The 22,536-nt window shown below is 45.4% G+C and carries 24 protein-coding genes; 21 read left to right on the top strand and 3 right to left on the bottom strand.

Annotated features, from left to right (window positions below):
- Window positions 1-84 precede the first annotated feature (84 nt).
- The 7 genes from Q1J64_RS10425 (at window position 85) to aspA (ending at window position 10,052) form a co-directional block, all read left to right on the top strand.
- The gene (locus Q1J64_RS10425; RefSeq protein ID WP_301108999.1) at window positions 85-783 is read left to right on the top strand and encodes a response regulator transcription factor; all 699 of its coding nucleotides are present in this window, start codon (window positions 85-87) and stop codon (window positions 781-783) included.
- Window positions 783-1,829: a sensor histidine kinase gene (locus tag Q1J64_RS10420; RefSeq protein WP_301108998.1), complete on the top strand. Its 1,047-nt coding sequence runs from the start codon at window positions 783-785 to the stop codon at window positions 1,827-1,829. Before Q1J64_RS10425 ends, Q1J64_RS10420 begins: the two co-directional genes overlap by 1 nt.
- Window positions 1,786-2,589: an ABC transporter ATP-binding protein gene (locus Q1J64_RS10415; protein ID WP_301108997.1), complete on the top strand. Its 804-nt coding sequence runs from the start codon at window positions 1,786-1,788 to the stop codon at window positions 2,587-2,589. Before Q1J64_RS10420 ends, Q1J64_RS10415 begins: the two co-directional genes overlap by 44 nt.
- Entirely contained in the window at window positions 2,561-4,495 is a 1,935-nt protein-coding gene (locus Q1J64_RS10410; protein WP_301108996.1) for an FtsX-like permease family protein, read from the top strand. Before Q1J64_RS10415 ends, Q1J64_RS10410 begins: the two co-directional genes overlap by 29 nt.
- Window positions 4,496-4,780: 285 nt before the next feature.
- The gene (locus tag Q1J64_RS10405; RefSeq protein ID WP_301108995.1) at window positions 4,781-6,334 is read left to right on the top strand and encodes a fatty acid--CoA ligase family protein; all 1,554 of its coding nucleotides are present in this window, start codon (window positions 4,781-4,783) and stop codon (window positions 6,332-6,334) included.
- A gap of 189 nt (window positions 6,335-6,523) precedes the next feature.
- The gene (locus Q1J64_RS10400; protein ID WP_301108994.1) at window positions 6,524-8,491 is read left to right on the top strand and encodes a S9 family peptidase; all 1,968 of its coding nucleotides are present in this window, start codon (window positions 6,524-6,526) and stop codon (window positions 8,489-8,491) included.
- Between the two features lie 115 nt (window positions 8,492-8,606).
- On the top strand, window positions 8,607-10,052 hold the full coding sequence (gene aspA / locus Q1J64_RS10395) for an aspartate ammonia-lyase (RefSeq protein WP_301108993.1): 1,446 nt from the start codon (window positions 8,607-8,609) through the stop codon (window positions 10,050-10,052).
- Between the two features lie 183 nt (window positions 10,053-10,235).
- On the opposite strand, the gene Q1J64_RS10390 is transcribed toward aspA, so the two are convergent.
- Window positions 10,236-10,679, bottom strand: a complete 444-nt coding sequence (locus Q1J64_RS10390) for a hypothetical protein (protein ID WP_301108992.1) — start codon at window positions 10,677-10,679, stop codon at window positions 10,236-10,238.
- 51 nt (window positions 10,680-10,730) lie between these two features.
- Between Q1J64_RS10390 and Q1J64_RS10385 the strand changes: the two genes are divergently transcribed.
- Window positions 10,731-11,024 carry a late competence development ComFB family protein gene (locus Q1J64_RS10385; protein WP_301108991.1) on the top strand — a complete coding sequence of 98 codons (294 nt, stop codon included), beginning with the start codon at window positions 10,731-10,733 and terminating at the stop codon, window positions 11,022-11,024.
- Between the two features lie 22 nt (window positions 11,025-11,046).
- On the opposite strand, the gene Q1J64_RS10380 is transcribed toward Q1J64_RS10385, so the two are convergent.
- Complete coding sequence (locus Q1J64_RS10380) at window positions 11,047-11,856, bottom strand: flagellin (protein WP_301108990.1); 810 nt, start codon at window positions 11,854-11,856, stop codon at window positions 11,047-11,049.
- Between the two features lie 114 nt (window positions 11,857-11,970).
- Between Q1J64_RS10380 and Q1J64_RS10375 the strand changes: the two genes are divergently transcribed.
- A complete protein-coding gene (locus Q1J64_RS10375) occupies window positions 11,971-12,366 on the top strand; it encodes a flagellar protein FliS (RefSeq protein WP_301108989.1) in 396 nt (131 codons plus the stop codon).
- Window positions 12,367-12,580: 214 nt separating this feature from the next.
- Here Q1J64_RS10375 and Q1J64_RS10370 read toward each other — a convergent pair whose 3' ends face one another.
- On the bottom strand, window positions 12,581-13,357 hold the full coding sequence (locus tag Q1J64_RS10370; protein WP_301108988.1) for an enoyl-CoA hydratase-related protein: 777 nt from the start codon (window positions 13,355-13,357) through the stop codon (window positions 12,581-12,583).
- A 129-nt stretch (window positions 13,358-13,486) separates the two neighbouring features.
- Between Q1J64_RS10370 and Q1J64_RS10365 the strand changes: the two genes are divergently transcribed.
- From Q1J64_RS10365 to Q1J64_RS10310, 12 genes are all read left to right on the top strand, one after another.
- On the top strand, window positions 13,487-14,335 hold the full coding sequence (locus tag Q1J64_RS10365) for a DegV family protein (RefSeq protein WP_301109057.1): 849 nt from the start codon (window positions 13,487-13,489) through the stop codon (window positions 14,333-14,335).
- An 11-nt stretch (window positions 14,336-14,346) separates the two neighbouring features.
- Window positions 14,347-15,717 carry an ATP-dependent helicase ComFA gene (locus Q1J64_RS10360; RefSeq protein ID WP_301108987.1) on the top strand — a complete coding sequence of 457 codons (1,371 nt, stop codon included), beginning with the start codon at window positions 14,347-14,349 and terminating at the stop codon, window positions 15,715-15,717.
- Window positions 15,714-16,331: a ComF family protein gene (locus Q1J64_RS10355; RefSeq protein WP_301108986.1), complete on the top strand. Its 618-nt coding sequence runs from the start codon at window positions 15,714-15,716 to the stop codon at window positions 16,329-16,331. The genes Q1J64_RS10360 and Q1J64_RS10355 overlap by 4 nt, the downstream gene beginning before the upstream one ends.
- A gap of 6 nt (window positions 16,332-16,337) precedes the next feature.
- Window positions 16,338-16,757, top strand: coding sequence for a TIGR03826 family flagellar region protein (locus Q1J64_RS10350; RefSeq protein WP_301108985.1), 420 nt, complete (start codon window positions 16,338-16,340; stop codon window positions 16,755-16,757).
- A gap of 121 nt (window positions 16,758-16,878) precedes the next feature.
- Window positions 16,879-17,148, top strand: a complete 270-nt coding sequence (gene flgM / locus Q1J64_RS10345) for a flagellar biosynthesis anti-sigma factor FlgM (RefSeq protein WP_301108984.1) — start codon at window positions 16,879-16,881, stop codon at window positions 17,146-17,148.
- Window positions 17,149-17,166: 18 nt separating this feature from the next.
- Complete coding sequence (locus Q1J64_RS10340) at window positions 17,167-17,670, top strand: flagellar protein FlgN (RefSeq protein WP_301108983.1); 504 nt, start codon at window positions 17,167-17,169, stop codon at window positions 17,668-17,670.
- 12 nt (window positions 17,671-17,682) lie between these two features.
- Window positions 17,683-19,206, top strand: a complete 1,524-nt coding sequence (gene flgK, locus Q1J64_RS10335) for a flagellar hook-associated protein FlgK (RefSeq protein WP_301108982.1) — start codon at window positions 17,683-17,685, stop codon at window positions 19,204-19,206.
- Window positions 19,207-19,224: 18 nt separating this feature from the next.
- Window positions 19,225-20,091 (top strand): flagellar hook-associated protein FlgL, encoded by an 867-nt coding sequence (gene flgL, locus Q1J64_RS10330; RefSeq protein WP_301108981.1) that lies wholly within the window; start codon window positions 19,225-19,227, stop codon window positions 20,089-20,091.
- 91 nt (window positions 20,092-20,182) lie between these two features.
- Window positions 20,183-20,734 (top strand): DUF6470 family protein, encoded by a 552-nt coding sequence (locus tag Q1J64_RS10325; protein ID WP_301108980.1) that lies wholly within the window; start codon window positions 20,183-20,185, stop codon window positions 20,732-20,734.
- A gap of 106 nt (window positions 20,735-20,840) precedes the next feature.
- Window positions 20,841-21,272, top strand: coding sequence for a flagellar assembly protein FliW (fliW, locus tag Q1J64_RS10320; protein WP_301108979.1), 432 nt, complete (start codon window positions 20,841-20,843; stop codon window positions 21,270-21,272).
- Window position 21,273: 1 nt separating this feature from the next.
- Entirely contained in the window at window positions 21,274-21,501 is a 228-nt protein-coding gene (csrA, locus tag Q1J64_RS10315) for a carbon storage regulator CsrA (RefSeq protein WP_301108978.1), read from the top strand.
- A 248-nt stretch (window positions 21,502-21,749) separates the two neighbouring features.
- Window positions 21,750-22,478 carry a flagellin N-terminal helical domain-containing protein gene (locus tag Q1J64_RS10310; protein ID WP_301108977.1) on the top strand — a complete coding sequence of 243 codons (729 nt, stop codon included), beginning with the start codon at window positions 21,750-21,752 and terminating at the stop codon, window positions 22,476-22,478.
- Window positions 22,479-22,536: the final 58 nt, after the last annotated feature.

Genomic DNA, 22,536 nt, shown 5'->3' with positions numbered 1-22,536 from the left:
ATACGCTTTTTTCAATGAGGGTCTGAATTTATTCAGCTAACTAAATGCGTTATACTAATAACAACAGGAAGGTGGGGGTTTGCAGTGAAACACCGAATTTTCATTGTGGAAGATGATCAGAAAATTGCACAGCTGCTGGCGGGTACGCTCGAGAAGTATCAGTATGAAGTGGCTATTATAGAGGATTTCGACAGAGTGGTGGAAGAAGTTGCGGCGTACAACCCGCATTTAGTGTTGCTCGATATTAACTTGCCGATTTACGACGGCTATTATTGGTGCCGCCAACTGCGCCAGCATACGATGTGTCCTATTATTTTCATTTCCGCACGTTCAGGTGATATGGATCAGGTATTTGCGCTTGAAAACGGCGGCGATGATTTCATTACGAAGCCGTTTCATTATGAGATTGTGCTGGCGAAAATTAAAAGTCATCTGCGCCGTTCAGTGGGAGAATATTCGCCGAATCAATCAGAACGAATTATCGTGTCTGGCGATTTGACATTGTACATAGAACGGATGGCGCTGCAAAAAGGCGATGAGGAGATTCCGCTGCAGAAAAAGGAATGTGTCATCTTGGAACTGCTGATGGGCGAGTCGCCGAAAGTGGTTTCGCGGGAACGCTTGCTTGAGGAATTGTGGGATGATCAGTCATTCGTTGATGAAAACACACTCAATGTCAATATGGCGCGGGTACGTAAAAAACTGACCGATTACGATGTAAACTCCTGGATTGAAACCGTGCGTGGCGCAGGCTACCGATTTGTACCGGAGTCTGAAACATAATGAAAGCAGTTATGCTGTTCATTAAAGAACACGTCTCGTTCGTACTGTTTCAGTTAGGACTAGTGCTGTTCATTTTGCTGTTGTATTGGCTGGATGGTTTCAGAAATCCGAACACAGCGATTTATTCGGTGGCGATGAGTATCCTGCTGACTGTTTTTTATTTGACGGGAAAATTCATTAGGCGGCGGTCGTTCTACGCGGCGATTGTAGACAAGCCGGAGAAGATGGAAGATGCGCTCATCCGGCATGTTTTGACGCCGGAAAACCGCAAGACGACGGAATTTACGAGGGAACTGTATCGTCTGTACCAGCACGAAGTTCAGAACCTATATAACGTCCAACACCGCCACCTGCATTTCATGAATCAGTGGGTGCATCAAATGAAAACACCAATTTCGGTCATTAATTTGCTGCTGCAGGAAGAAGAAGTGGACAAGAAAAGTGTCGGGCAAGAAGTCGAAAGGATCCGATCGGGTCTGGAAATCGTCCTTGTGAATGCACGGCTTGAAACGTTTGAAGACGATATGCAAATTGAGCGCCTGCCGTTGCAATCGTTATTGCAGGAAGTACTGAATGAAAATAAGCGGCTGTTCATCACGAACGGCTTGTTTCCTGTATTGAACGTCGACGATCATTTGACGGTTGCGACCGATCATAAGTGGATCAAATTCATGCTGAATCAATTCATTACGAATGCAGTGAAATATACCTTTGAAAAAGGTAAGAAAATTTATGTAACGGCCAGTCAGCAAACAGATGGACTGCTGCTTGAAATTATGGATGAGGGCATTGGGATCCCGGCGTCCGATTTGCACCGGGTGACAAAGGCGTTCTTCACGGGAGAGAACGGGCGGCTGTCCGGTGAGTCGACCGGGATGGGGCTCTATATCGCGTCAGAAGTCTGTCAGCGTTTAGGACATGAACTGACGATTTCATCGAAACAGGGAGAAGGCACAACCGTGGCCATACTATTTACAGACGGAGAGGCGGGTGAACAGGCGAATGAACAGCCAAATGAACAACCAAACGAGGAAACCGGTCGTTAAGATGGAGGAAGTTACGAAAATCTACGAAGGGAAAGTGATGCACCGAGCGCTCAATCAATTGGATTTTGAAGTGGAGGAAGGCGAGTTTGTCGCAATCATGGGGCCTTCAGGTAGCGGCAAGACGACACTCTTGAATTTATTGATGGCAACCGACACTCCAACTTATGGCAGAATTCGCATCGGCGGTGTGGAACCCGAAATGCTCAGTCAAAATGAAATCGCACTGTTCAGAAGACGTCAGATCGGCTTCGTCTTTCAGGAAATTAACCTGCTGCAAATGCTGACAGTGGAAGAAAACTTAATATTGCCACTGACGCTCGATGGTCTGCCAGTCAATGAAATGAAAACAAAAGTGCAGGATATGGCGCATAAATTGCGTCTTGAAGAGATATTAGAGCGGCGTCCGGATGAATTATCGGGCGGCCAGGCACAGCGTACCGCGATAGGACGCGCGCTGATTCACCAGCCAAGCATTGTTCTGGCGGACGAGCCGACAGGGAATTTGGATTCTAAATCAGCGAAAGACGTACTGGAGCTGCTCGAACATATTAATCAGCATGAGAAAACAACAATCATTATGGTAACGCACGATCCGATCGCTGCGAGTTATTGTGACCGTGTGCTGTTCATCAAAGACGGCGAGTTTTTCAATGAAATCTATAAAGATGAGCGCCGTCATACTTTTTTCCAGCGCATTTTGAATGTGCTGTCATTACTTGGAGGCAATGTGCATGACTTTTCGTCAGTTCGCTTACCGTAATGTCGTTCGGAATCGGCGCGTCTATGCAGCATTTTTTATGGCCAGTGTATTTTCGGTCATGGTGTTTTTCCTGTACTCGATGCTGTTGTTTCATCCGTCGATTGAGAATACATTTTTGAAAGAGATTTCTTCGCTCGGCATGGGAATTGCGGAATTAATTTTATTTATCTTCACACTGTTTTTCCTTTTCTATTCGATGCGGGCATTTTTACAGGCACGTTCGAAGGAATTCGGTGTGCTGTTATTGCTAGGCATGGCGAAACGGCAGCTGCACCGACTGATTTTCATTGAGACGATGTTGCTTGGTTTTGCTTCGATTTTAACGGGGATTTTCATTGGCTTCATGTTCTCGAAATTCTTTTTCATGATAGTGAAGGCAATTGTGCAGATTCCCGTGCTGCCGCTGTATTTATCGTGGAAACCGTTCGGGCTGACGATGGGCGCATTCCTTAGTTTGTTCGCCATCATTTCTTATATCGCACCAGTATTTATTCAGCAAGGGAAGATTTCCGATCTGCTGCACGGCGATACGGCGGTTCAGTCGGTTTATACGTATTCAAAAAGCCGCGGCTTTTTCGGGGTGATTTTACTTGTGCTGGCTTATGCAATGGCGGCTTTGGTATCGCGTTCGAGCATACTGAGCCTGTTTTTCCTGTTGCCGCCGCTTATTACGTTCGGTACGTATTTCTTCTTTACGGATACACTGCCGCTCATTTTACATGGGCTGCGCAGCCAAAAGAATATTTTCTGGCGTGATTTCTGGATGATTTCAATTTCGGAAAGCATCGTACGCCTGAAAGAAAATGCTCGGATGTTTTTTATCGTAACGATTGTCTCTACGATTGCTTTTATGTCGGTTGGAATTCTTGCGTCTCTCACTTCATTCGCGTCTCAATATCGAGAAGTGAACCCACTCGGACTCGTTTACAAAAGTCTGCCGCATAACGAATTTGAATATCGTCATATCGCGCAGCTGACGAGTGAACTGGAGCAGGAAGATCTGGATTACTTTGCGGTTAGGCTGCGTGTGCTTGAGCAACAGTCTTCCTATACGCAAAACCGCGTCAATATTGTCAGACTGGCGGATCTCAATGAACTTGCTGCTTCATTCGGCAAGAAACCACTTCAGCTTGAGCAAGGACATGCGATGTTTTTGCCTGCGAGTGCTTCTGCTGCAGAACAGCTGGCGGGCACGAAAGTAAGTACAGAGCTTGCAGAAAGTGATTTGTTGCTGGAAGTTGAAGGGGTTTATCCGTATAAATTGTTCCCGCCTAATGCGATGGGACTCAACACAATTGTGCTCAATCATCTGGATTTTGATCGGGTGGAAGAGCAGACAGCGGGCTCCGCTTTGGCGTTTACGTATTATGCGTTCAATGTAAATGAGTGGCAGGAGACGAGAGATATCGGGCTGTCGGTTAATGCACAGTTGCTGTCGGGACTGATGCTTGATAACAGAGATCCGGTGCGGTTTGAGTTTGAGAACCCGGGATTAAATTATTCACATATTCGGATGACGTTTTCGCTGTTGCTGTTTATTGGGTTGTTGCTGGCGGGTGTATTCTTCCTGGCTTCCGGCAGCTTTATTTATTTCCGGCTGTACACGTCACTCAGCTACGACCGCAGGCAGTATGCGGTGCTGCAGCGAATTGGGATGACGGACCGCGAGTTTAAGAAGATCGTCAATCGCCAGTTGATTCCGCAGTTTTTCTTTCCATGGGGTGTGTCATTTATCCACAGCGTTTTCGCGTTCCTGTCACTGCAGGTGATCTGGGATGCGCTGGCGGAGATTTCGATCGTTAAAGAATTAACGCTGGTACTTGCCGGCTTTGCGCTGATGCAGATGCTCTACTTCTACCTCATCCGCTGGCGCTATATTTCACATATCAAGGCACCTACTTCTTAAGTGGGTGCTTTTTCTGCGGGAATAGCATGAGCCTTGAGACCCCGCAAGAGCGCTAGCGACGAGGAGGCTCAAGCCATGCCCGCGGAAAGCGTCCGCCTGCAGCGAAGGGAAACGGTATCCTTCGACAAAGCAATCTATTGACTGCGTACTTAATTCACCGTATTCCGTAAAATCTGACACAGAAACTACTAAACCTTCAGTATTCGGTTGCAGAATTAAAACTTTATCAGTATAATGAGTGGAATACTGAATGGTTACTCATTCATTAAAATAGGAGATGAAACGATGAATTTAGTTACTAGCGTACACCAAACAGCTCAGACAAAACCCGCCAAAGTTGCCTATCACTTCATGGGAAAAGACACGACCTATGCAGAATTTGACATGCAAGTTTCGATGTTTGCCTCCGCACTGAAAAACCTAGGAGTCAACCAAGGAGACAAAGTCGCCTTTTTATTAGGAAACACGCCTCACTACCTGATCTCGCTTTACGCAACGATGCGTATCGGGGCGACTGCTGTGCCGATTAATCCGCTGTATACACCGGATGAAATCTCCTTCATTCTGGAAAACAGTGATGCAAAAGCAGTCATTGCGATCGATCAGCTCTTGCCGTTGGTAGAAGTGGCGAGCCAGGCGTTCCCGACAATTGAAAACTATGTAGTTTGTGAAATGAGTCCGGATGCAGGTGAAAAGATTCAAGCACTGCCGGATTCTGCTAAAGCTAAAGTGAAACCGTTTACATTATTGATGAAAAACGCAACTCCTATGACGGAACTGTTTGAAGCTCATGAGGATGAAACCGCTATCATTCTTTATACTTCTGGAACGACGGGACATCCAAAAGGCGCAATGCTGACACACAAGAATATTTATTCGAACGCGCGTGACGTCGGGGATTATCTTGGATTCGACGAAAGCGACAAAATTGTTGCAACGCTTCCGTTATTCCACGTATTCGCATTGACAGTCGTAGCGAATGCACCGTTATTAAAAGGTGCGACGATATTACTCGAGCCGCGTTTCAGTCCGGGAGAAATCTTCCAATTAATCCGTGAGCAGAAAGCGACCGTATTTGCCGGTGTGCCGACCATGTACAATTTCTTGTACCAGTTCCCAGAAGGCAAGACAGAAGACTTTGAAACGATTCGTTTGTCAATTTCCGGCGGATCTTCACTGCCTGTTTCATTGCTTCATGATTTTGAAGAGAAATTCCAAGTCCGCGTTTCCGAAGGGTACGGTTTATCGGAAGCGTCTCCGGTTACCTGCTTCAACCCGCTAGATCGCGAACGCGTGCCGGGGTCAATCGGAACGGATATTATGAATGTGGAAAACAGAGTGGTGGATGAAAACGGAGAACAAGTTGCTGATAATGAAGTGGGCGAATTGATTGTCCGCGGACCGAATGTCATGAAGGGCTATTATAAGCTGCCGGAAGAAACTGCAGTGGCAATCCGTGATGGCTGGTTGTATACAGGGGACCTTGCACGACGTGATGAAAACGGTTACTTCTACATCGTGGATCGCAAGAAAGATATGGTCATCGTAGGGGGCTTCAATGTCTATCCACGTGAAGTGGAAGAAGTATTGTTTAGCCACCGTGATGTGATTGAAGCAGCAGTGATCGGCGTGCCGGATATCAATTTCGGAGAAGAAGTGCAGGCTTTTGTGGTGCTGAAGGAAGGTTCTGAAGTGACGGAAGAATCGCTTCAAGCATTCTGTGCAAAGCGCCTTGTGAAATACAAGGTTCCGAAAACGATCGAATTTCTTGACGAACTGCCGAAGAATACGACAGGCAAAATCCTTCGCCGTTCGTTGAAAGACCAAGTGAAAAGTTAAGGATTACCTAGTTTAAAAAGAGTGAGTACCCGTTTATGGATGAGCGGGCACTCACTCTTTTTGTTGCCTTCAACGTCGAATTAAAAGTAAGCGCAACACGTGTGATGTATTGCCAAACTCCGCGTATTCTTGTTATGGTTTAGTTAAAGGATTGTGTATATAAAAGACATGTAAATTAGGAGTGATTGGATGGAAAAACGGTCCGTAAAAATAGAAGATTTATTCGAAACGAAACCGGTGACGAATCCTGTTCTCGCACCAAATAATAAAGAAGCTGTGTTCATCGTGACGGAAGTGAAGAAAGAGGATAATGACTATCGTTCCGCGTTACATCATGTCGATTTGCAGACGAATAATGTGACGCAATGGACATTTGGCAAGCAGAAGGTGAGTGCACCGAAGTGGTCAGCGGACGGTAAGATGCTTGCGTTTCTATCCAATCGAACGGAGAAAAATCAGCTGTATATTATGCAGACGGCTGGCGGTGAAGCGAGACAGCTGACTCACTGCACAAATGGAATTGATTCATTTGAATGGTCGCCGTGCGGGCGGAAAATCTGGTTCAGCGGCCGTTTGAAGAAGGGCGGGACATTTGCATCAACGGAGGAAGCAAATGAAGAACTGCCGCAGCCTGTCCGTGTAACGAAAATGAACTATAAAACGGATGGCACGGGGCTATTGCCGCAAGATGAGTTTACACAAATCGGCTACATCGATATTGCAACTTGCAGTGTGTCGAATTTTACTGTGGAACCGTTTGACCATTCATTAGAGGCGGTATCACATGACGGTGGGCAGCTGATCATAGGTGTTAATAGGAATGAAGATGCTGATTATGATTTCAGCTTGCCGCTGTGGATTGTGGATATAGAAAGTAAAGATGAAACGTTGCTGATCGATGAGCAAGGATTTTTCGCAGACGTTCATTTTTCTAAAGATGACCGCTATATCGCATACGTCGGCAGCGATCTGACGTTTAAAAACTTTACCCAGCCGGACGTTTTTATTTATGACCAATCAAACGGTCTGACGATGAACTTGACGGCGGGAATCGATGCGCCAATCGGGGATCACAGTATATCCGACCACCTGCAGCAAGCATCTGCGCCGGGTGTTGTCTGGACTGAGGATGAACAGATCTATTTCCAGTTATCGGTCATGGGGGACGTGCGATTATACGCGGCTACACTTGACGGTGCTATATATCCCGCAACTGGTGAAGAGGAGCATGTGTATGGCTATGACGTCGCGGCGAATGGGGAATTCGCATTGCTGACAGTGAGCACACCGACGAATCCAGGTGAACTTTACAAGCATACAATCGCAACAGGCGAGAGGGAAGTACTTACATCATTCAATGAAAACTGGCTGAAAAAAGTACTGCCAGTCGAGCCGCAAGCTATTTTTACAAATAACGGCGAAGATGTGCATGGATGGCTGCTTAAACCGGCACACTATGAAGAAGGCAAGCAGTATCCGCTACTCGTCCAAATTCATGGCGGACCGCATGTAATGTTCGGCAATACGTATTACCATGAACTGCAGATGCTGGCTGGCAACGATTACGGCGTGCTGTATATGAATCCCCGCGGCAGTCACGGCTACAGTCAGGCGTTTGTCGACGGCGTGCGCGGTGACTATGGCGGTGGTGATTATGAAGATATAATGGCTAGCGTCGACGAAGTGCTTGCGAATGAAGAGTGGATTGACAAAAATAGGCTAGGTGTTACCGGAGGCAGTTACGGTGGCTTCATGACGAACTGGATTGTCGGTCATACGAATCGCTTCAAAGCAGCGGTTACGCAACGTTCTATCAGCAACTGGGTAAGTTTTTTCGGCGTATCAGATATCGGCTATTTTTTCACAGACTGGCAGTTAGATGCAGATATGAAGGATCCTGATAAGTTATGGAAACATTCACCGTTGAAATATGCTGAAAATGTCGAGACGCCTTTATTGATTCTTCATTCGGAAAAGGATTTTCGCTGTCCAATCGAACAGGCGGAGCAGCTGTATATTACGCTGAAATCGTTAGGGAAAGAGACAGAATTCGTCCGTTTTCCTGATTCTGATCACAATTTATCAAGAACAGGAAAACCGAATTTACGCATTGCACGTCTGGAAGAAATTATTGGCTGGTTCGAACGATATCTTTGATGTAATATAAAAGAGTAAAACCCTGTCGCAATTCAATATGTATTGCGAAGTTACCATGTGTATAATTGGGATAATTGTGTAATTACAGGAAAAAATATTTGAGAAGAGGTTCTGCATGATGGAAGAGGAATTGTTGTACCGTGTTGAAAAGGATTTTATTGGAGAAAAGAAAGTGCCGCAAAACGCTTATTACGGAATTCAGACATTGCGTGCCGCAGAAAACTTTCCGATTACCGGCTACCGAATCAACAGCGATTTAATTCGCGCGATTTCTATCGTAAAAAAATCAGCTGCACAAGCAAACCGTGATATTGGTCAGTTGGATGAAAATCTTGCTGAAGCGATTATCCAGGCATCCGAAGAAGTGATGAACGGTGCGTTGCGTGATCAATTCTTAGTCGATCCGATTCAAGGCGGTGCAGGTACATCCGTCAATATGAATGCAAATGAAGTCATCGCGAACCGGGCGCTTGAAATCCTCGGTCACGAAAAAGGTTCTTATGATATCATCAGTCCAAACTCGCACGTCAATATGGCGCAGTCAACAAACGATGCGTTCCCGACAGCTATTCACATCGCGACACTCGTCAAAGTGGATAAACTGCTTGAAGTCATGGAATCATTGCATAAGACATTCTTGAAAAAATCAATCGAATTCCAATCCGTATTGAAAATGGGCCGTACACACTTGCAGGACGCGGTTCCGATTCGTCTAGGTCAGGAATTCGAAGCGTATGCGATGGTGTTGCGCCGCGATATCGAACGTATCCGGGTATCACGCGTGTACTTATATGAAATCAATATGGGTGCAACAGCAGTCGGTACAGGCTTGAACGCGGATCCATTATATATCGAAAAAGTGGCGAAATATTTATCCGAAAACAGCGGATTCCAATTAAAATCCTCCACTCATTTAGTTGATGCGACACAAAATACCGATTCCTATGTACAAGTATCAGCTGCACTGCGCGGTACGATGCTGAATCAGTCGAAAATTTGTAATGACCTGCGCTTAATGGCATCAGGCCCACGCACCGGTTTATCAGAGATTTCATTGCCGGCAAGACAGCCTGGATCATCCATTATGCCGGGTAAAGTCAATCCGGTTATGGCAGAAGTCATGAACCAAGTCGCGTTCCAAGTGGTAGGAAACGATACAACGATCGCACTTGCGTCTGAAGCAGGCCAATTCGAATTAAACGTTATGGAGCCGGTGTTAGTGTTCAACTTGCTTCAGTCATTGAAGATTATGACGAACGTATTTGGAGTGTTCCGCGACTATTGCTTAGATGGAATTACGGCAAATGTGGAGCACTTGGAAGAGTATGTGGAGAAGAGTATCGGCGTTATTACAGCGATCAATCCACACGTTGGCTATGAGGTTGCGTCACAGATTGCGAAAGAAGCATTGCTGTCGAACAAGTCGATCCGCGAGCTGTGCATTGAGAAGAAGGTGCTGACGGAAGAGGAGCTGGATCTGATCCTGCACCCGTTCGAAATGACCAAGCCTGGAATTTCAGGGAAAGATTTACTTAAGAAAAAGATTATTTTGTCGAAATAATTAGTAGGGCAAAGATAAGTTAGAGAGTATGCAGTTTGGGGATTTGCGCTCCTGCGGGGTCTCACCTGTCGAGCTAATCCCGCAGGAGTCGACCCCCGACGCTCCAATCCCTACAAGTAAGCTGAAGTTATCATTCATTCTTAGTTAAATTCAGCGCGTGTACTTTGTTTTAATTTTTACACTTTAATTAGAACTGCAGTACATATTGACAGTGCTTTTTTTGCACTGCCAACTTTTAAAGTTGTGTTCAGGAAAGTTTTTAGCTTTGAGGATTTGAGATGGTTTATTACTATGTAATTGGATTCTCTTAACCTTTACTAGTTTTAAAAACCATACTAGTTGATTGTAGTGCAAGGCGGCGGAAAGTAAATAAGTGCTCCCAACGCTGCGCTTATGCTCGCAAAAGCCGTTCTTTGTTACGGCTCTTCCTGCGGGAAAAGCAATTACTTTTGCGAGTAAAAGCGAAGCGTTATGAGCATGAGCCTTGAGACCCCGCAGGTAGCGAAGCGGACGAGGAGGCTCAAGCCATGCCCGCGGAAAGCGTCCGCCTGGAACGGAAATCAACGGCATAGCTTGCAATACCTTGTCTAAAATTCTATGTCCGCATAAGTGAAATTCCAGCGTCACATTAACTTCCCTAGCAGGTGACGGGGGAAGTCTGCTAAGGGGTTTGAGAACATGAAAGTTCAAAACGTGATGGAGATTGTGGTTCAGGAAGTGCTGAAAGAGTACAAAGAGCATCTCAATATGCCGTGCACATGCGATCACTGTATGAGCGACGTGCTGGCGATGACACTCAACAAATTGCCTGCCCAATACATCGTCGACGAAGCAAACAGCGCCTACATACGAGCCGTGCACCAAGCCGACCGGCAAGGCGCTACGGCTATTATGACAAAAGTCGCCTGGGCTGCCGGGATCGTGGGAGCGAACCCGCGTTGCGATAACATGAAAAAACCTTCAGAAGACTAATCTTCTGAAGGTTTTTTCATGCTTACTTTAATAAAGAGATAACTTCCTGCAAGTTACTGTTCACTGTCTTAATCAACAGCTGATCACCTTTTTGTCGGATATCTTGCTGGACGAAATTCATCATTTCCTCCGCCATATCAGTATCTGCGAGCAATGAAAGAGACTTCGTCAAGTTACCTTCAAACACTAACGCATTCGTCAGATGATGTTCAATACCTTCCATCTCCGAACCGACTTTCGTCAAATGACCGGTAATCGTGCCGATCGCTTTGTCGATTGTCGAAATCAGATTTTCTGCATCCTGTTGTGTCGCAATTGAAGCGCCGTCAAGACCGAGCTTTGTTGTGCTGACGTTGATATTGCCGATTGTCATCTGCTGTCCTGGATTCGCACCAACCTGTAAAATTAAGGCCTTGTCTTCGCCGAGGATTTTCTTCGTATTAAACTCGAGTTTGCCCGCTGTGTCGTTAATGGCTTCCTTGATCTGCTCAAGTTCCAGACTGCTGGCTTTCCGGTCATCATCAGTCAATGTGCCGTTCGCCGCAGCAACTGCCATTTCACGCGCGCGCTGCAATAAATGATTGACGTTATTCAATCCTTCATTGGAAGACTCAAGTACGGAAAGTCCGTCCTGCATATTGCGCTGAGCCTGAGAAAGTCCCCGGATTTGCGCGCGCATCGTTTCGGAAATCGCGAGACCGGAAGCATTTTGACTTCCTTTCGCCACTTTCGAACCACTGCCGAGCTTCAACAATGTCTTTTCAATGTCCGTCGCATTCCTTTGCGCACGATTCGTTGAAAACGCGATATTTTCTGAGCTGTGTATTCGCATCCCTTCACCCACTTTAGCTTTTTCTATTATTACATCACGCTTTATATCGGTCTGATTTCTTCAAAATCAACTGAAACGTCCGATAATAAAAGAAAAACATTTGGAGTGAGCCGCATGTACGTAAAACGTGCGATAGAAGTGTATCAGAATACCGCAAGCACCACGATGCCAACCATCGACGCCATCGTCCAGCTGCTGAATGAAATGGGCAATTTGCTTGCAGATACGCAGGCAGAAACCGAGCGTGTGGCGAATCCCGCTGTGTCGGAGCCGTTGAAAAAGCTGCAGTATGTGCTGTTCGAACTGATGGGTGTCGTTGATCATCGGAGTGAAGAGGGGAAACGATTGCTGCTTAATTATGTAGTCATCAATCAAAGTCTAGTAACCGTGCAATTACATAAACAATACGAACTGCTGCCGGAAATTCGTAGGCAGGTGGATCAGCTCGCGAATGCCTGGAGCGAAGCCAGGCATAACCAGCGGAATCGTCGATATTCGGATTCGTTTTGATGAAGGAGAAGCCGTCCGGCAGTAGTGCCGGGCGGCTTTTTTGCGTTGAATTTCATGCTGAATGATCATAGAATGCCGATTCGCGCTCATAGACTCTGGCCGCGTGATCATACGATCATCCCCACCGCTCATACCATCTTCGCACGCGCTCATAACGCTTCCGAACTCGATCATACCGACGCTGCCCGCGCTCATACAGCAAATCTGCAACCTCCTACCGCCCCTTAAACTTCGGCTTGCGCTTCTCCGCAAACGCATTCAGCGCTTCAATCCGATCCTCAGTAGGCAACGTCATTTCATACGCCTTCCGCTCAATCGCCAGCCCTGTCTGCAAGTCAGCGTTCATTCCCTGTTTAATCGCGAATTTCGCCTGCTGCAGCGCGATGGGACCGTTGACAAGCAATGAATCGACAAAAGCATCTGCTACTTCATCCAATAAATCAGCAGGCGCACGCTGTGTCAGCAATCCATAATCCAATGCTTCTTCTGCAGTTAATCGTCTTGCAGTCAGAATTAACTCCAACGCTTTTGCTTCGCCAATCAACCGAGGCAGCCGCTGCGTCCCGCCGGCTCCCGGTATAATCGCAAGCCCCGTCTCTGTAAGGCCCATCACGGCTTCATTGGCAGCAATTCTAAAATCACACGCCAATGCCAGTTCCATGCCTCCACCAAACGCAAATCCGTTAATGACCGCAATCGTTGGCTGAGGTAGCTGATCGATCATCGTAAAGACATCGCCAATTTTATTCAGATTCCGGCGTACTTGCGCTTCCGTCAATAGCTTGCGTTCTTTCAAATCAGCTCCCACGCTGAATGCCCGGTTGCCGCTTCCTGTAAAAACTACCGCGCGAATTTCGGGATCGATGCGGATTCCTTCCACCACTAGCCCGAGTTCCATCAGCAAATTATAGTTAAATGCGTTCATTGCTTCCGGCCGGTTAAGCGTTACATAAGCGACTGAATTTCTTTGCTTGTACTGAATCTCCTGCATAATTAAAACTCCTTTCAAAATAATTCGTCTATTTACAAGATAGCATGAGAGGGAGGGGTTGTATAATTATTATTCACAGATGCCAAAAGTGCCGAATTCAGGTAGAATAGGTGACAGGAGTTGATCATGTTGAAAACAGCGATTGTGACAGACAGCACGGCCTATGTGCCGGATGATATAAAGGCAGAATTGAATATTCACACCATCCCCTTATTGGTGACAATTGAAGGAAAAGAGTTTAAAGAAGACATCGATTTAACGACCGATGCATTCTATGAAATGGTTCGCGGGAAAGGTCCGCTGCCGAAGACTTCGCAGCCGGCAATCGGCGATTTTGAAGCGTTATATGAGAAGCTTTCAAAAGACTATGATGCGGTTATCTCAATTCATCTATCAAGCGGCATCAGTGGAACTTATATGGGTGCGTTACAGGCCGGTGAGATGATAAATAATATAGAAGTATTACCGTTTGATTCAGAAGTTTCCGCATACCCGCAAGGTTTCTACGCGGTTCGTGCAGCACAACTGGCGAATGAAGGCGCAGATCCTCATGCGATTATCGAAGAGCTTCATGAAATGAAAAAGACGCTCAGAGCTTACTTCATGGTGGACGACCTGTCTCATCTGCAGCGTGGCGGAAGGCTTTCCGGAGTACAGGCGATTGTGGGCGGACTATTACAAGTAAAACCGATTCTGCATTTTGAAGACAAAGTCATCGTGCCGTTTGAAAAAATCCGCACGACCAAGAAAGCAATGAAACGTATTGCAGATTTGCTCGCGGAAGACGCGAAAGATCAGCTGTTAGACGCGGCAGTCATCCACGCAAATCGTTATGAAGAAGCAGTCGAATGGAAAGAACTGTTAGAGAAAAAACATCCGAACGTCGATTTCACGGTCAGCCACTTTGGTCCGGTCATCGGCACACATCTCGGTGAAGGCGCGATGGGACTCGGCTGGGTGAAACGGCGCGGAACCTAAGGAGGAACCGCATGGCCGACAATGAGGAAATCCGGCAATTTCTAGCGGGCCGTATATGGCTGCACCAACTATTGCCGTTTCCGCAAGAGGCAATTGATGAAGCGATAGAGCAAGGTTCAATACAGCTAATTACAGGTGTTACAACGAAAACGACTTGGCACGGCAAACACTATACATGCAATCGTTGTCATAATGAAAATCAAGCGAAATTCACAGTGTTTCAATGTGCGCAATGTGGAGCGGCGTGCGCGTACTGCCGACATTGTTTAAATATGGGACGGGTCTCTTGCTGCTCGGAATTAGTGATCTGGACTGGCGAAGAGCAAGTGTTTCCAAGGGAGCATCGAATGAACTGGCAAGGGAATCTGACGCCTGCTCAGCAGAAAGCGACCGATGAATTGTTGGAAAGTACAAAGCAGGGTGTTTCGCATTTATTGTATGCAGTGTGCGGTTCAGGAAAAACAGAAATGCTCTTTCAGCCGATTCATTATTTATTGAAGGAAGGCAAGCGTGTTTGTTTAGCTGCGCCTAGAGTCGATGTGATTTTGGAACTGTTACCGCGGCTACAGGTTGCTTTTCCAGATACGGTTACGGAAGCATTATATGGCGGGGCAGAAGTCGAGCGTTTTGATGCACAGCTCATTCTCGCAACGACTCATCAGCTGTACCGATTTCACGAAGCGTTTGATGCGGTATTCGTCGATGAAGCAGATGCATTTCCTTTTACAGCAGAAGCGACATTGCAGCAGGCAGTGAAGAAAGCAGTGAAGCCAGGAGCGCCAATTCATTTTGTTACGGCAACCCCGTCTGCACAACTGCTGGCGGCGAATAAAAAGCTAGGCAATATCTCACTTCTAGCCAGGCGCTATCATGGACAGCCTCTGCCTGAACCGAGAAATGAAGCGTTATGGAATTACGAGAAACAGCTGAAAAAGAAGCGTATTCCAAAGAAACTGTTGGACTGGACGAAAGCCTGTCTGGATAAACAGCAGCCGTTTCTCATCTTCTTTCATCAGATTGAATTGATGGAATTGGCGGAGCCGCTGTTTCAACAGTTGGACGAGCGGATTTGCGCGGTTCATGCTGAGCATGATGACCGTAAAGAGCGGGTGCAGTTATTAAGGAAGAAAGAAATTCCTGGGCTGTTGACAACAACTATCTTGGAGCGCGGGATTACGATTCCGAATGTACAGGTAGCGGTTGTAGGAGCTGAGCAGACAATCTACAATAAAGGTGCGCTCATTCAGATAGGCGGCAGAGTCGGGCGATCTGTACCGCATACGTCAGGTGATTTTGTTTTGTTCCATCAAGGGATTACGTCGGCAATGGACGAAGCGAAGCGTGAAATACGCAAGCTAAATCATACGAAGGTGCCGTTATGAACAGCTGTCTGCTGTGCGACAAACCGCTCGAAGATCAGCCAACCTGGCAACAGTTGCTCGGTATTGCCAAAACTACGGTGGTCTGCTTACCCTGTTTTAATAAATTTGAAAGAATCGACAACAAAATAGAAACGCAATGGCTGGATTCTGTTTATTCGCTGTATGCATATAATGAACAGGCGAGAGAGTATCTGCACAAGTTTAAATTTCTACAGGATGTGGCGCTTGCTGAAGTGTTTACGGATGACTTGCGCAAGGTACTGAATGATTCGAAAAAGAGGATCGTGCCAATTCCAATGCATGCGTCAAACAAACGAAAGCGTACCTTCGCGCAAGTGGATGCATTATTGGATGCAGCAGGTATTACATATGAAAATCTGCTGCAGAAAACAACCGAATCGGTCATGGGTGAAAAATCCCGTGCAGAACGTCTGGCAATGACTGAATTATTCACAGTGACAGCCGATATACCTAGTAATGAAGCAATTTATGTGCTCGTCGATGATATCTTCACGACCGGCACGACGTTACAGCACGCGGCAAGAACTCTGAAACTCGCAGGAGCGAAACATGTGGAAGCTGTGACGTTATTCAGACCTACAGGAAAGAAGTGATCAGAAATGGCGGAACTAAGACATTGTCCGACTTGCGGAGAGTTTTTTAATTATACAGGGATTAGAGAAGTGTGCGGAAAATGTTCGATGAATGAAGAGAAGATGTATGAAGAGGTTTATCGTTTTCTGCGTAAACGGGAAAACCGTGCAGCGAACATAGAACGTATTGTGGAAGCTACGGGTGTAACGGAAGACTTGCTACACCGCTGGGTACGAAAAGGCAGACTGCAGCCGGCTTTATTCCCAAATCTCGGTTATCCATGTGATAAATGTGGTGCGCTGACAGCCAGCGGCAAGCTTTGTGTGAAATGTACGGATGAAATTAAAAAGGATTTGAACACGATTGAAGCAGCGCAGGAATTACGCGATGCGATGAATGAACAAGACCAAAGAACTTACCACGCACAAAGAGATCGAAAACAATAAAAATAGGCGAGCAGTTCGTACTGCTCGTTTTTTCGTCCAAAAGCCTCTAAATATAATCGGAAATCTGCCGAAATAAAGTATAGTACCTAAAAAGAGTATCAAAACGAAAGGAGCGAGACCTATGAAACTAGATGGGATTCAAAACACACAGTCGGTTAATCCATACCGCAATCAGCAAATGAAAGTCAATCAAGCGAAACAAACGAACGAAATAAAAACGGATAAGCTGGAGATTTCATCTGAAGCGAAAAAACTGTCCGCTGCTTCACCGATTGAAACAGCACGCCAGCAGCGTGTTCAGGAACTGAAATCACAAGTACAGTCAGGCGACTACCAAGTCGATGCGAATAAACTCGCTTCCAGCATGCTGTCTTATTTCAATAAGTTGTAACAGAAAGTAGGAATAAACATGTCCATTGAACCAATCTTGACAATGCTCAATAATCTCGAACAACTGCATATAAGCCTGCTTCGTCTGTCCAACGACAAGACCGCGCTGCTGAAAAGCGGGGACATCGACGGAATTGATCAGCTGTTGAAAGATGAGCAGGCGCATCTTGCTGCCATTGTGCAAATGGACCAGAACCGCGTAAACGCCGTCAAGCAGTACCTGACTGAACAAGGAAGTCCAGTCCCTGCTGAACCGACGATGACGCAACTGATCGAACTAGCGGACGAACCGGACAAACAACCGTTGGCAGAGGCGAAGGACCGTCTCCTGCATGCGATTCATGCGTTGAAACAACAGAACGAACTCAACCAACAAATGACCTACCAATCGCTTCAATTCGTGAATCTATCGCTGGACATGATCCGTCCGCGTCCGGAATCCGTCAACTATTCGAAAAACGAAGTACAAGGGCAGTCACAGGAAGCCAAACAAAAGCTTTCCTCATTCGACTCCCAAGCTTAAGGAGGACACAACATGCGCTCAACATTTATGGGACTAGAAACAAGCAAACGCGGATTGTACACACAACAATCCGCTCTTTATACGACAGGACATAATATTAGTAATGCCAATACGCTGGGGTATTCTAGGCAGCGGGTTAATATGCAGGCTACTTCTGGGTTTCCAGGGGTAGGGATTAATGCTGGGACGATGCCGGGGTTTTTAGGGACTGGTGTGGAGGCTGGGTCTATTCAGCGGATACGGGATGGGTTTGTGGATAAGCAGTATCGCAACGAATCCAATCAGCTTGGTTATTGGGAAAACCGGACGAAAAATATTTCACAGATGGAAGATGTGCTGGCGGAGCCTTCTAAGTATGGACTGCAGGGTTCTCTTAGTGAATTTTGGCAGGCATTGCAGGTACTTGCGGGAAACCCGGATAACGGCGGTGCACGTGCAGTGGTTGTAGAGCGCGGAGTGGCGGTTGCCGACTCATTCAAGTATATCGATAAGTCATTAAAAGAAATTCAAGATAATATTGGGCAGGAAATCGGTGTCTCTGTAAAAGACATCAACTCCATAATGGACCAGATTGCAGGGCTGAATAAACAAATTGCCGAAGTTGAACCCAATGGCTATTTGCCGAACGATCTATACGATGCCAGAGACGCGTTAGTAGATGAATTGTCAACTTACCTGCCAATTGAAGTTAAGCATGTTCCCACTGGTGGTAAAGCACTTGCTATAGCAGAAGGTACCCTAACAGTGAAGATTAAAACAAAGAATGGTGAAATCACTGTCATTGAAGGTAAGGATTATGCCAAAATGTCGGTAGTAGGTGGAGATGGTGAAGGAAAACCCGCAAGTCCTGATAAAATGGAATCCTTTACTTTTGCAGGAAATGGAAACGCTGCTGGCGGACCTTTGAAGGTTGAAAATATGCAAGAATCCGGGAAATTAAGATCCCTCGTAGAATCATTTGGTTATCCAGACGGCAATGGTGGCGTGAAGGGGCTCTATCCTGATATGTTGAAGAAACTGGATGATATGGCCAAGGCGTTTGTAACGGAGTTCAACAAAATTCATGCAAAAGGCGAACCACTTTCTGGTACCAAAGTTAATGATTTTTTCCAAGGTAACAGTGCCTCAACTATCGAGGTGGCAGGTGAGATTCAAAAAGATCCAAATAAATTTAATGCATCTGATGCAGCTGGAGAAGCAGGGAACGGAATAATTGCATTAGAACTTTCGAAGTTTCAATTTAATAAGATCAAAATTGGTGATATAGATGATACAACTATCCAATCATATTATTCGGGCGTAATTGGAGAGCTTGGTGTAGAAGGACAGCAAGCAGTAAAAATGACTAAAAATTCTTTGACGCTACTCGGTGCTGTGTCCAACCGACGTGACTCCATCAGTTCAGTTTCACTGGATGAAGAAATGACAGATATGATTCGTTTCCAGCAGGCATACAACGCATCAGCACGAATGGTAACGGTTATGGACGAAACACTCGATAAAATCATCAACGGCATGGGCATCGTCGGCAGATAATAAGGAGGACTCACTAATATGCGTGTAACACAATCAATGTTATCTAATAATATGCTACGGAATTTATCGAGCAGTTATAACAAAATGGGTGTACTGCAAGAACAGTTGAACACAGGGAAAAAAGTCAACCGTCCCTCTGATGACCCAGTTGTGGTCATGAAAAGCCTTGGCTACGGTATGACAGTTGACAAGGTAGGGCAATATCAAAAGAACTTAGGAGAGGTCAATAACTGGTTGGATAGTTCTGATGATGCGTTAGATGGCGTCGGACAAGTGCTACATCGTGCGAAAGAGCTTGCGACTAATGCTGCAAACAGTGGTGCAATGACGCCGGGAGACCGAGATAAAATCAAAATTGAATTAGAGCAGATGCAAAAACAGCTTCAAGACTTGGCCAATACGAAAGTTGGAGACAAATACATTTTCAGTGGTACGATGACAGATAAACCATTATTTAATGGCACTAGTTATGAAACTGATGCTGCATTTGGAAAAAATGTCGAGATAGAAGTATTTGACGGAGTTAATTTAAGAGTCAATACAGATGCCAGAAAAATGTTTGAAGAAATAGATGTTTTGTTTGAAAGAATCAAAACAGAAGGTGAAGGTTTTGATTTTAGCGGTGCAATTTCTATAATTGATCGGAATATGGATATTGTCCTAACAAATCGTGCAGACATTGGTGCTCGTTCAAATCGATCTGAACTCATGCATAATCGTCTAGAAATGCAGGAAGGGGCTGCAAAGAAGCAACGCTCTGAAAATGAAGATATTGATTATGAAGTTGTCATTACGGAACTAATCACATCCGAATCAATTCACCGTGCCGCTCTTTCAGTCGGAGCACGTATTATCCAACCGTCACTCGTTGACTTCTTACGATAAACAATACACTCAGGGTGCCTGATATGAAATGCAATTCGTAAATTAAACGAATTGCGCACGTACCTGGGACCCGTTTTAGAAGGTGAGAAGAATGAATATACCGCAACTACAAATACAAACAACACCAGCAAAATTAGGCCTGCAAATCGATAAAACAATTCAAGAACTCGAACAACCAAAAGCATCACTGAACATAGAGCAACCGGCGGCCATCTTGGAAATGTCAACGACACGTTCACAACTATCACTTGACACAACAGAAAACCGTGCCGATATCGATTTGAAAAGCCCTTTAAGACGCGGAGCTGAAAATGCGCAATACGGCCTGCAAAAAGTCCAAGAAGGTGTTGGCCGTCGTGCCTCGGAAGGCCAGCAACTCATGAAAATTGAAAACGGTGCCAGTATTGCAGATGTGGTTAAACAAAACACTGATCGGCCGCAAGTTGATATGAATGTTCGATTTGTAGGCGATCGTACAAAACTACAAATGAGTTTCAGTGAGGGATCACTTAACATTAACGTAACACCGCAAAAAGCCAATATAGATGTCCAAATCAACAAACCCATTCACAATTACACACAAGGAAAAGTGACGGGTGTCATGGAGCAGTATAATTCAATCGATATAGATTGGAAAATCTAAAACCAGCCTGCTTGCTCTTTCTCAAATTTAGACTTCCACCTTCATTCAATGCTATTCTACTAGTAAGACGTAGAATAGCATTTTTATATCAAAGGAGCGATCAACCATGCAAATTGAAACAAAATTCCACGGAACGATAGAAATTGAACCAGCAGAAACATGGTCCTTCCCAAAAGGCCTCCCGGGATTCGAAGAAGAAACCGAATTCGCCTTACTGCCAATCGAAGGCAATAATGCATTTCAAGTACTCCAATCAACAAAACAAGCCAACACAGCCTTTATTGTCGCGAATCCATACACACTAACCGAAAACTATTCATTCGAAATAGACGAATCAACAATCGGCTTACTTGAAATCACCAAGCCCAAAGACGTCATGGTACTCGGCATCCTGTCCATGAAACAACCATTCGAACAGTCAACAATAAATTTGCAGGCGCCGTTAATTTTTCAGTTGCACAATAAAAAAGTAAAGCAAATGATCATCAACGATAATCGTTTCGAAGTTAGACACCCGATTGGCAAAGGAGGTAATTAACATGCTTGTCCTATCCCGTAAATCAAACGACACAATCCATATCGCAGACAACATCGAAATCCGCATACTTGAAATTAAAGGCGACACCGTGCGGATCGGTATTGAAGCGCCAAAATCAGTAGATATCTTAAGAGGCGAGCTTGTTCAGTCCATAACAGATACCAATACCGAATCCATCACCCTGGACGCAAACATCTTCACTCAGCTCCTTAAAAAAGACCAATCCTAAGCACCTCCTATCGCCAGGGTGCCTAGCGGGATCAGACATCGCGGTATTTCAACCCACCAGCCAAGCGCCACACTGCGTACACATTTTAATACAATTTAAAATAAATTCTATTAAACACTAAACACTCCATCCCCCCATCCGATATTAGTAGTGTAAGCGGGAGATAGAGACCGGCCGGATCCATCAACCGCCCAAAAAATCGGGGCACATGGAAGTGAACCCAACAAACACTCAAGGAGGAAATTATAATGATTATCAATCACAATATCGCAGCACTTAACACGCACCGTCAATTAGGTTCAAACAACACAGCAGCTTCTAAAAACTTGGAGAAATTATCTTCTGGTCTTAAAATTAACCGTGCAGGAGATGACGCAGCAGGTCTTGCAATCTCTGAAAAAATGCGTGGCCAGATTCGTGGTTTGGATATGGCTTCAAAAAACTCGCAAGATGCTATTTCAATGATTCAGACTGCTGAAGGCGCTTTGAACGAAACACATGATATTCTTCAACGTATGCGTGAACTCGCAGTACAAGCAGGTAACGATACAAATACTGCTGAAGACCGTGGGCAGTTGCAATTAGAGATGGATGATTTAATCTTAGAAATTGACCGTATTGCGACTCAGACTGAATTCAACACTCAAAAGTTATTAGATACTACTGGTGGTACTGCTGGAGTATTTACATTCCAAATTGGTGCAAACACTGACCAAACTCTTGATGTCACTTTTGCTGATATGCAAGCTGCAGCAATAGGGGTTGCTACAGTAGATATTTCAACTGCTGCCACTTCAACAGCAGCTATCGATCAAATCCAAGGTGCTATTGATAATGTTTCATCTGAAAGAGCTCAAATGGGAGCTAAGCAAAACCGTCTAGAGCACACAATCAACAACCTCGGAACTTCTTCCGAAAACCTAACAGCTGCGGAATCACGTATCCGTGACGTAGATTATGTTTTATCAGCTGCGTAAGCAACTGAGACAAACACAGTCGTCCTGACTGGTAACGGTCAGAGAGTACGATCGGGTG

The organism is Sporosarcina sp., from assembly GCF_029257255.1.
GTDB lineage: Bacteria > Bacillota > Bacilli > Bacillales_A > Planococcaceae > Sporosarcina.
This window is presented reverse-complemented; position numbering and strand designations above follow the sequence as displayed.

Excerpts from the sequence above, each read along its gene's own strand:
- Q1J64_RS10420 (WP_301108998.1), top strand. The coding sequence starts at position 783 with ATGAAAGCAGTTATGCTGTTCATTAAAGAACACGTCTCGTTCGTACTG.
- Q1J64_RS10415 (WP_301108997.1), top strand. The coding sequence starts at position 1,786 with ATGAACAGCCAAATGAACAACCAAACGAGGAAACCGGTCGTTAAGATG.
- Q1J64_RS10410 (WP_301108996.1), top strand. The coding sequence starts at position 2,561 with ATGACTTTTCGTCAGTTCGCTTACCGTAATGTCGTTCGGAATCGGCGC.
- Q1J64_RS10405 (WP_301108995.1), top strand. The coding sequence starts at position 4,781 with ATGAATTTAGTTACTAGCGTACACCAAACAGCTCAGACAAAACCCGCC.
- Q1J64_RS10400 (WP_301108994.1), top strand. The coding sequence starts at position 6,524 with ATGGAAAAACGGTCCGTAAAAATAGAAGATTTATTCGAAACGAAACCG.
- aspA (WP_301108993.1), top strand. The coding sequence starts at position 8,607 with ATGATGGAAGAGGAATTGTTGTACCGTGTTGAAAAGGATTTTATTGGA.
- Q1J64_RS10385 (WP_301108991.1), top strand. The coding sequence starts at position 10,731 with ATGAAAGTTCAAAACGTGATGGAGATTGTGGTTCAGGAAGTGCTGAAA.
- Q1J64_RS10380 (WP_301108990.1), bottom strand. The coding sequence starts at position 11,856 with ATGCGAATACACAGCTCAGAAAATATCGCGTTTTCAACGAATCGTGCG.
- Q1J64_RS10375 (WP_301108989.1), top strand. The coding sequence starts at position 11,971 with ATGTACGTAAAACGTGCGATAGAAGTGTATCAGAATACCGCAAGCACC.
- Q1J64_RS10370 (WP_301108988.1), bottom strand. The coding sequence starts at position 13,357 with ATGCAGGAGATTCAGTACAAGCAAAGAAATTCAGTCGCTTATGTAACG.
- Q1J64_RS10360 (WP_301108987.1), top strand. The coding sequence starts at position 14,347 with ATGGCCGACAATGAGGAAATCCGGCAATTTCTAGCGGGCCGTATATGG.
- Q1J64_RS10355 (WP_301108986.1), top strand. The coding sequence starts at position 15,714 with ATGAACAGCTGTCTGCTGTGCGACAAACCGCTCGAAGATCAGCCAACC.
- Q1J64_RS10350 (WP_301108985.1), top strand. The coding sequence starts at position 16,338 with ATGGCGGAACTAAGACATTGTCCGACTTGCGGAGAGTTTTTTAATTAT.
- flgM (WP_301108984.1), top strand. The coding sequence starts at position 16,879 with ATGAAACTAGATGGGATTCAAAACACACAGTCGGTTAATCCATACCGC.
- Q1J64_RS10340 (WP_301108983.1), top strand. The coding sequence starts at position 17,167 with ATGTCCATTGAACCAATCTTGACAATGCTCAATAATCTCGAACAACTG.
- flgK (WP_301108982.1), top strand. The coding sequence starts at position 17,683 with ATGCGCTCAACATTTATGGGACTAGAAACAAGCAAACGCGGATTGTAC.
- flgL (WP_301108981.1), top strand. The coding sequence starts at position 19,225 with ATGCGTGTAACACAATCAATGTTATCTAATAATATGCTACGGAATTTA.
- Q1J64_RS10325 (WP_301108980.1), top strand. The coding sequence starts at position 20,183 with ATGAATATACCGCAACTACAAATACAAACAACACCAGCAAAATTAGGC.
- fliW (WP_301108979.1), top strand. The coding sequence starts at position 20,841 with ATGCAAATTGAAACAAAATTCCACGGAACGATAGAAATTGAACCAGCA.
- csrA (WP_301108978.1), top strand. The coding sequence starts at position 21,274 with ATGCTTGTCCTATCCCGTAAATCAAACGACACAATCCATATCGCAGAC.
- Q1J64_RS10310 (WP_301108977.1), top strand. The coding sequence starts at position 21,750 with ATGATTATCAATCACAATATCGCAGCACTTAACACGCACCGTCAATTA.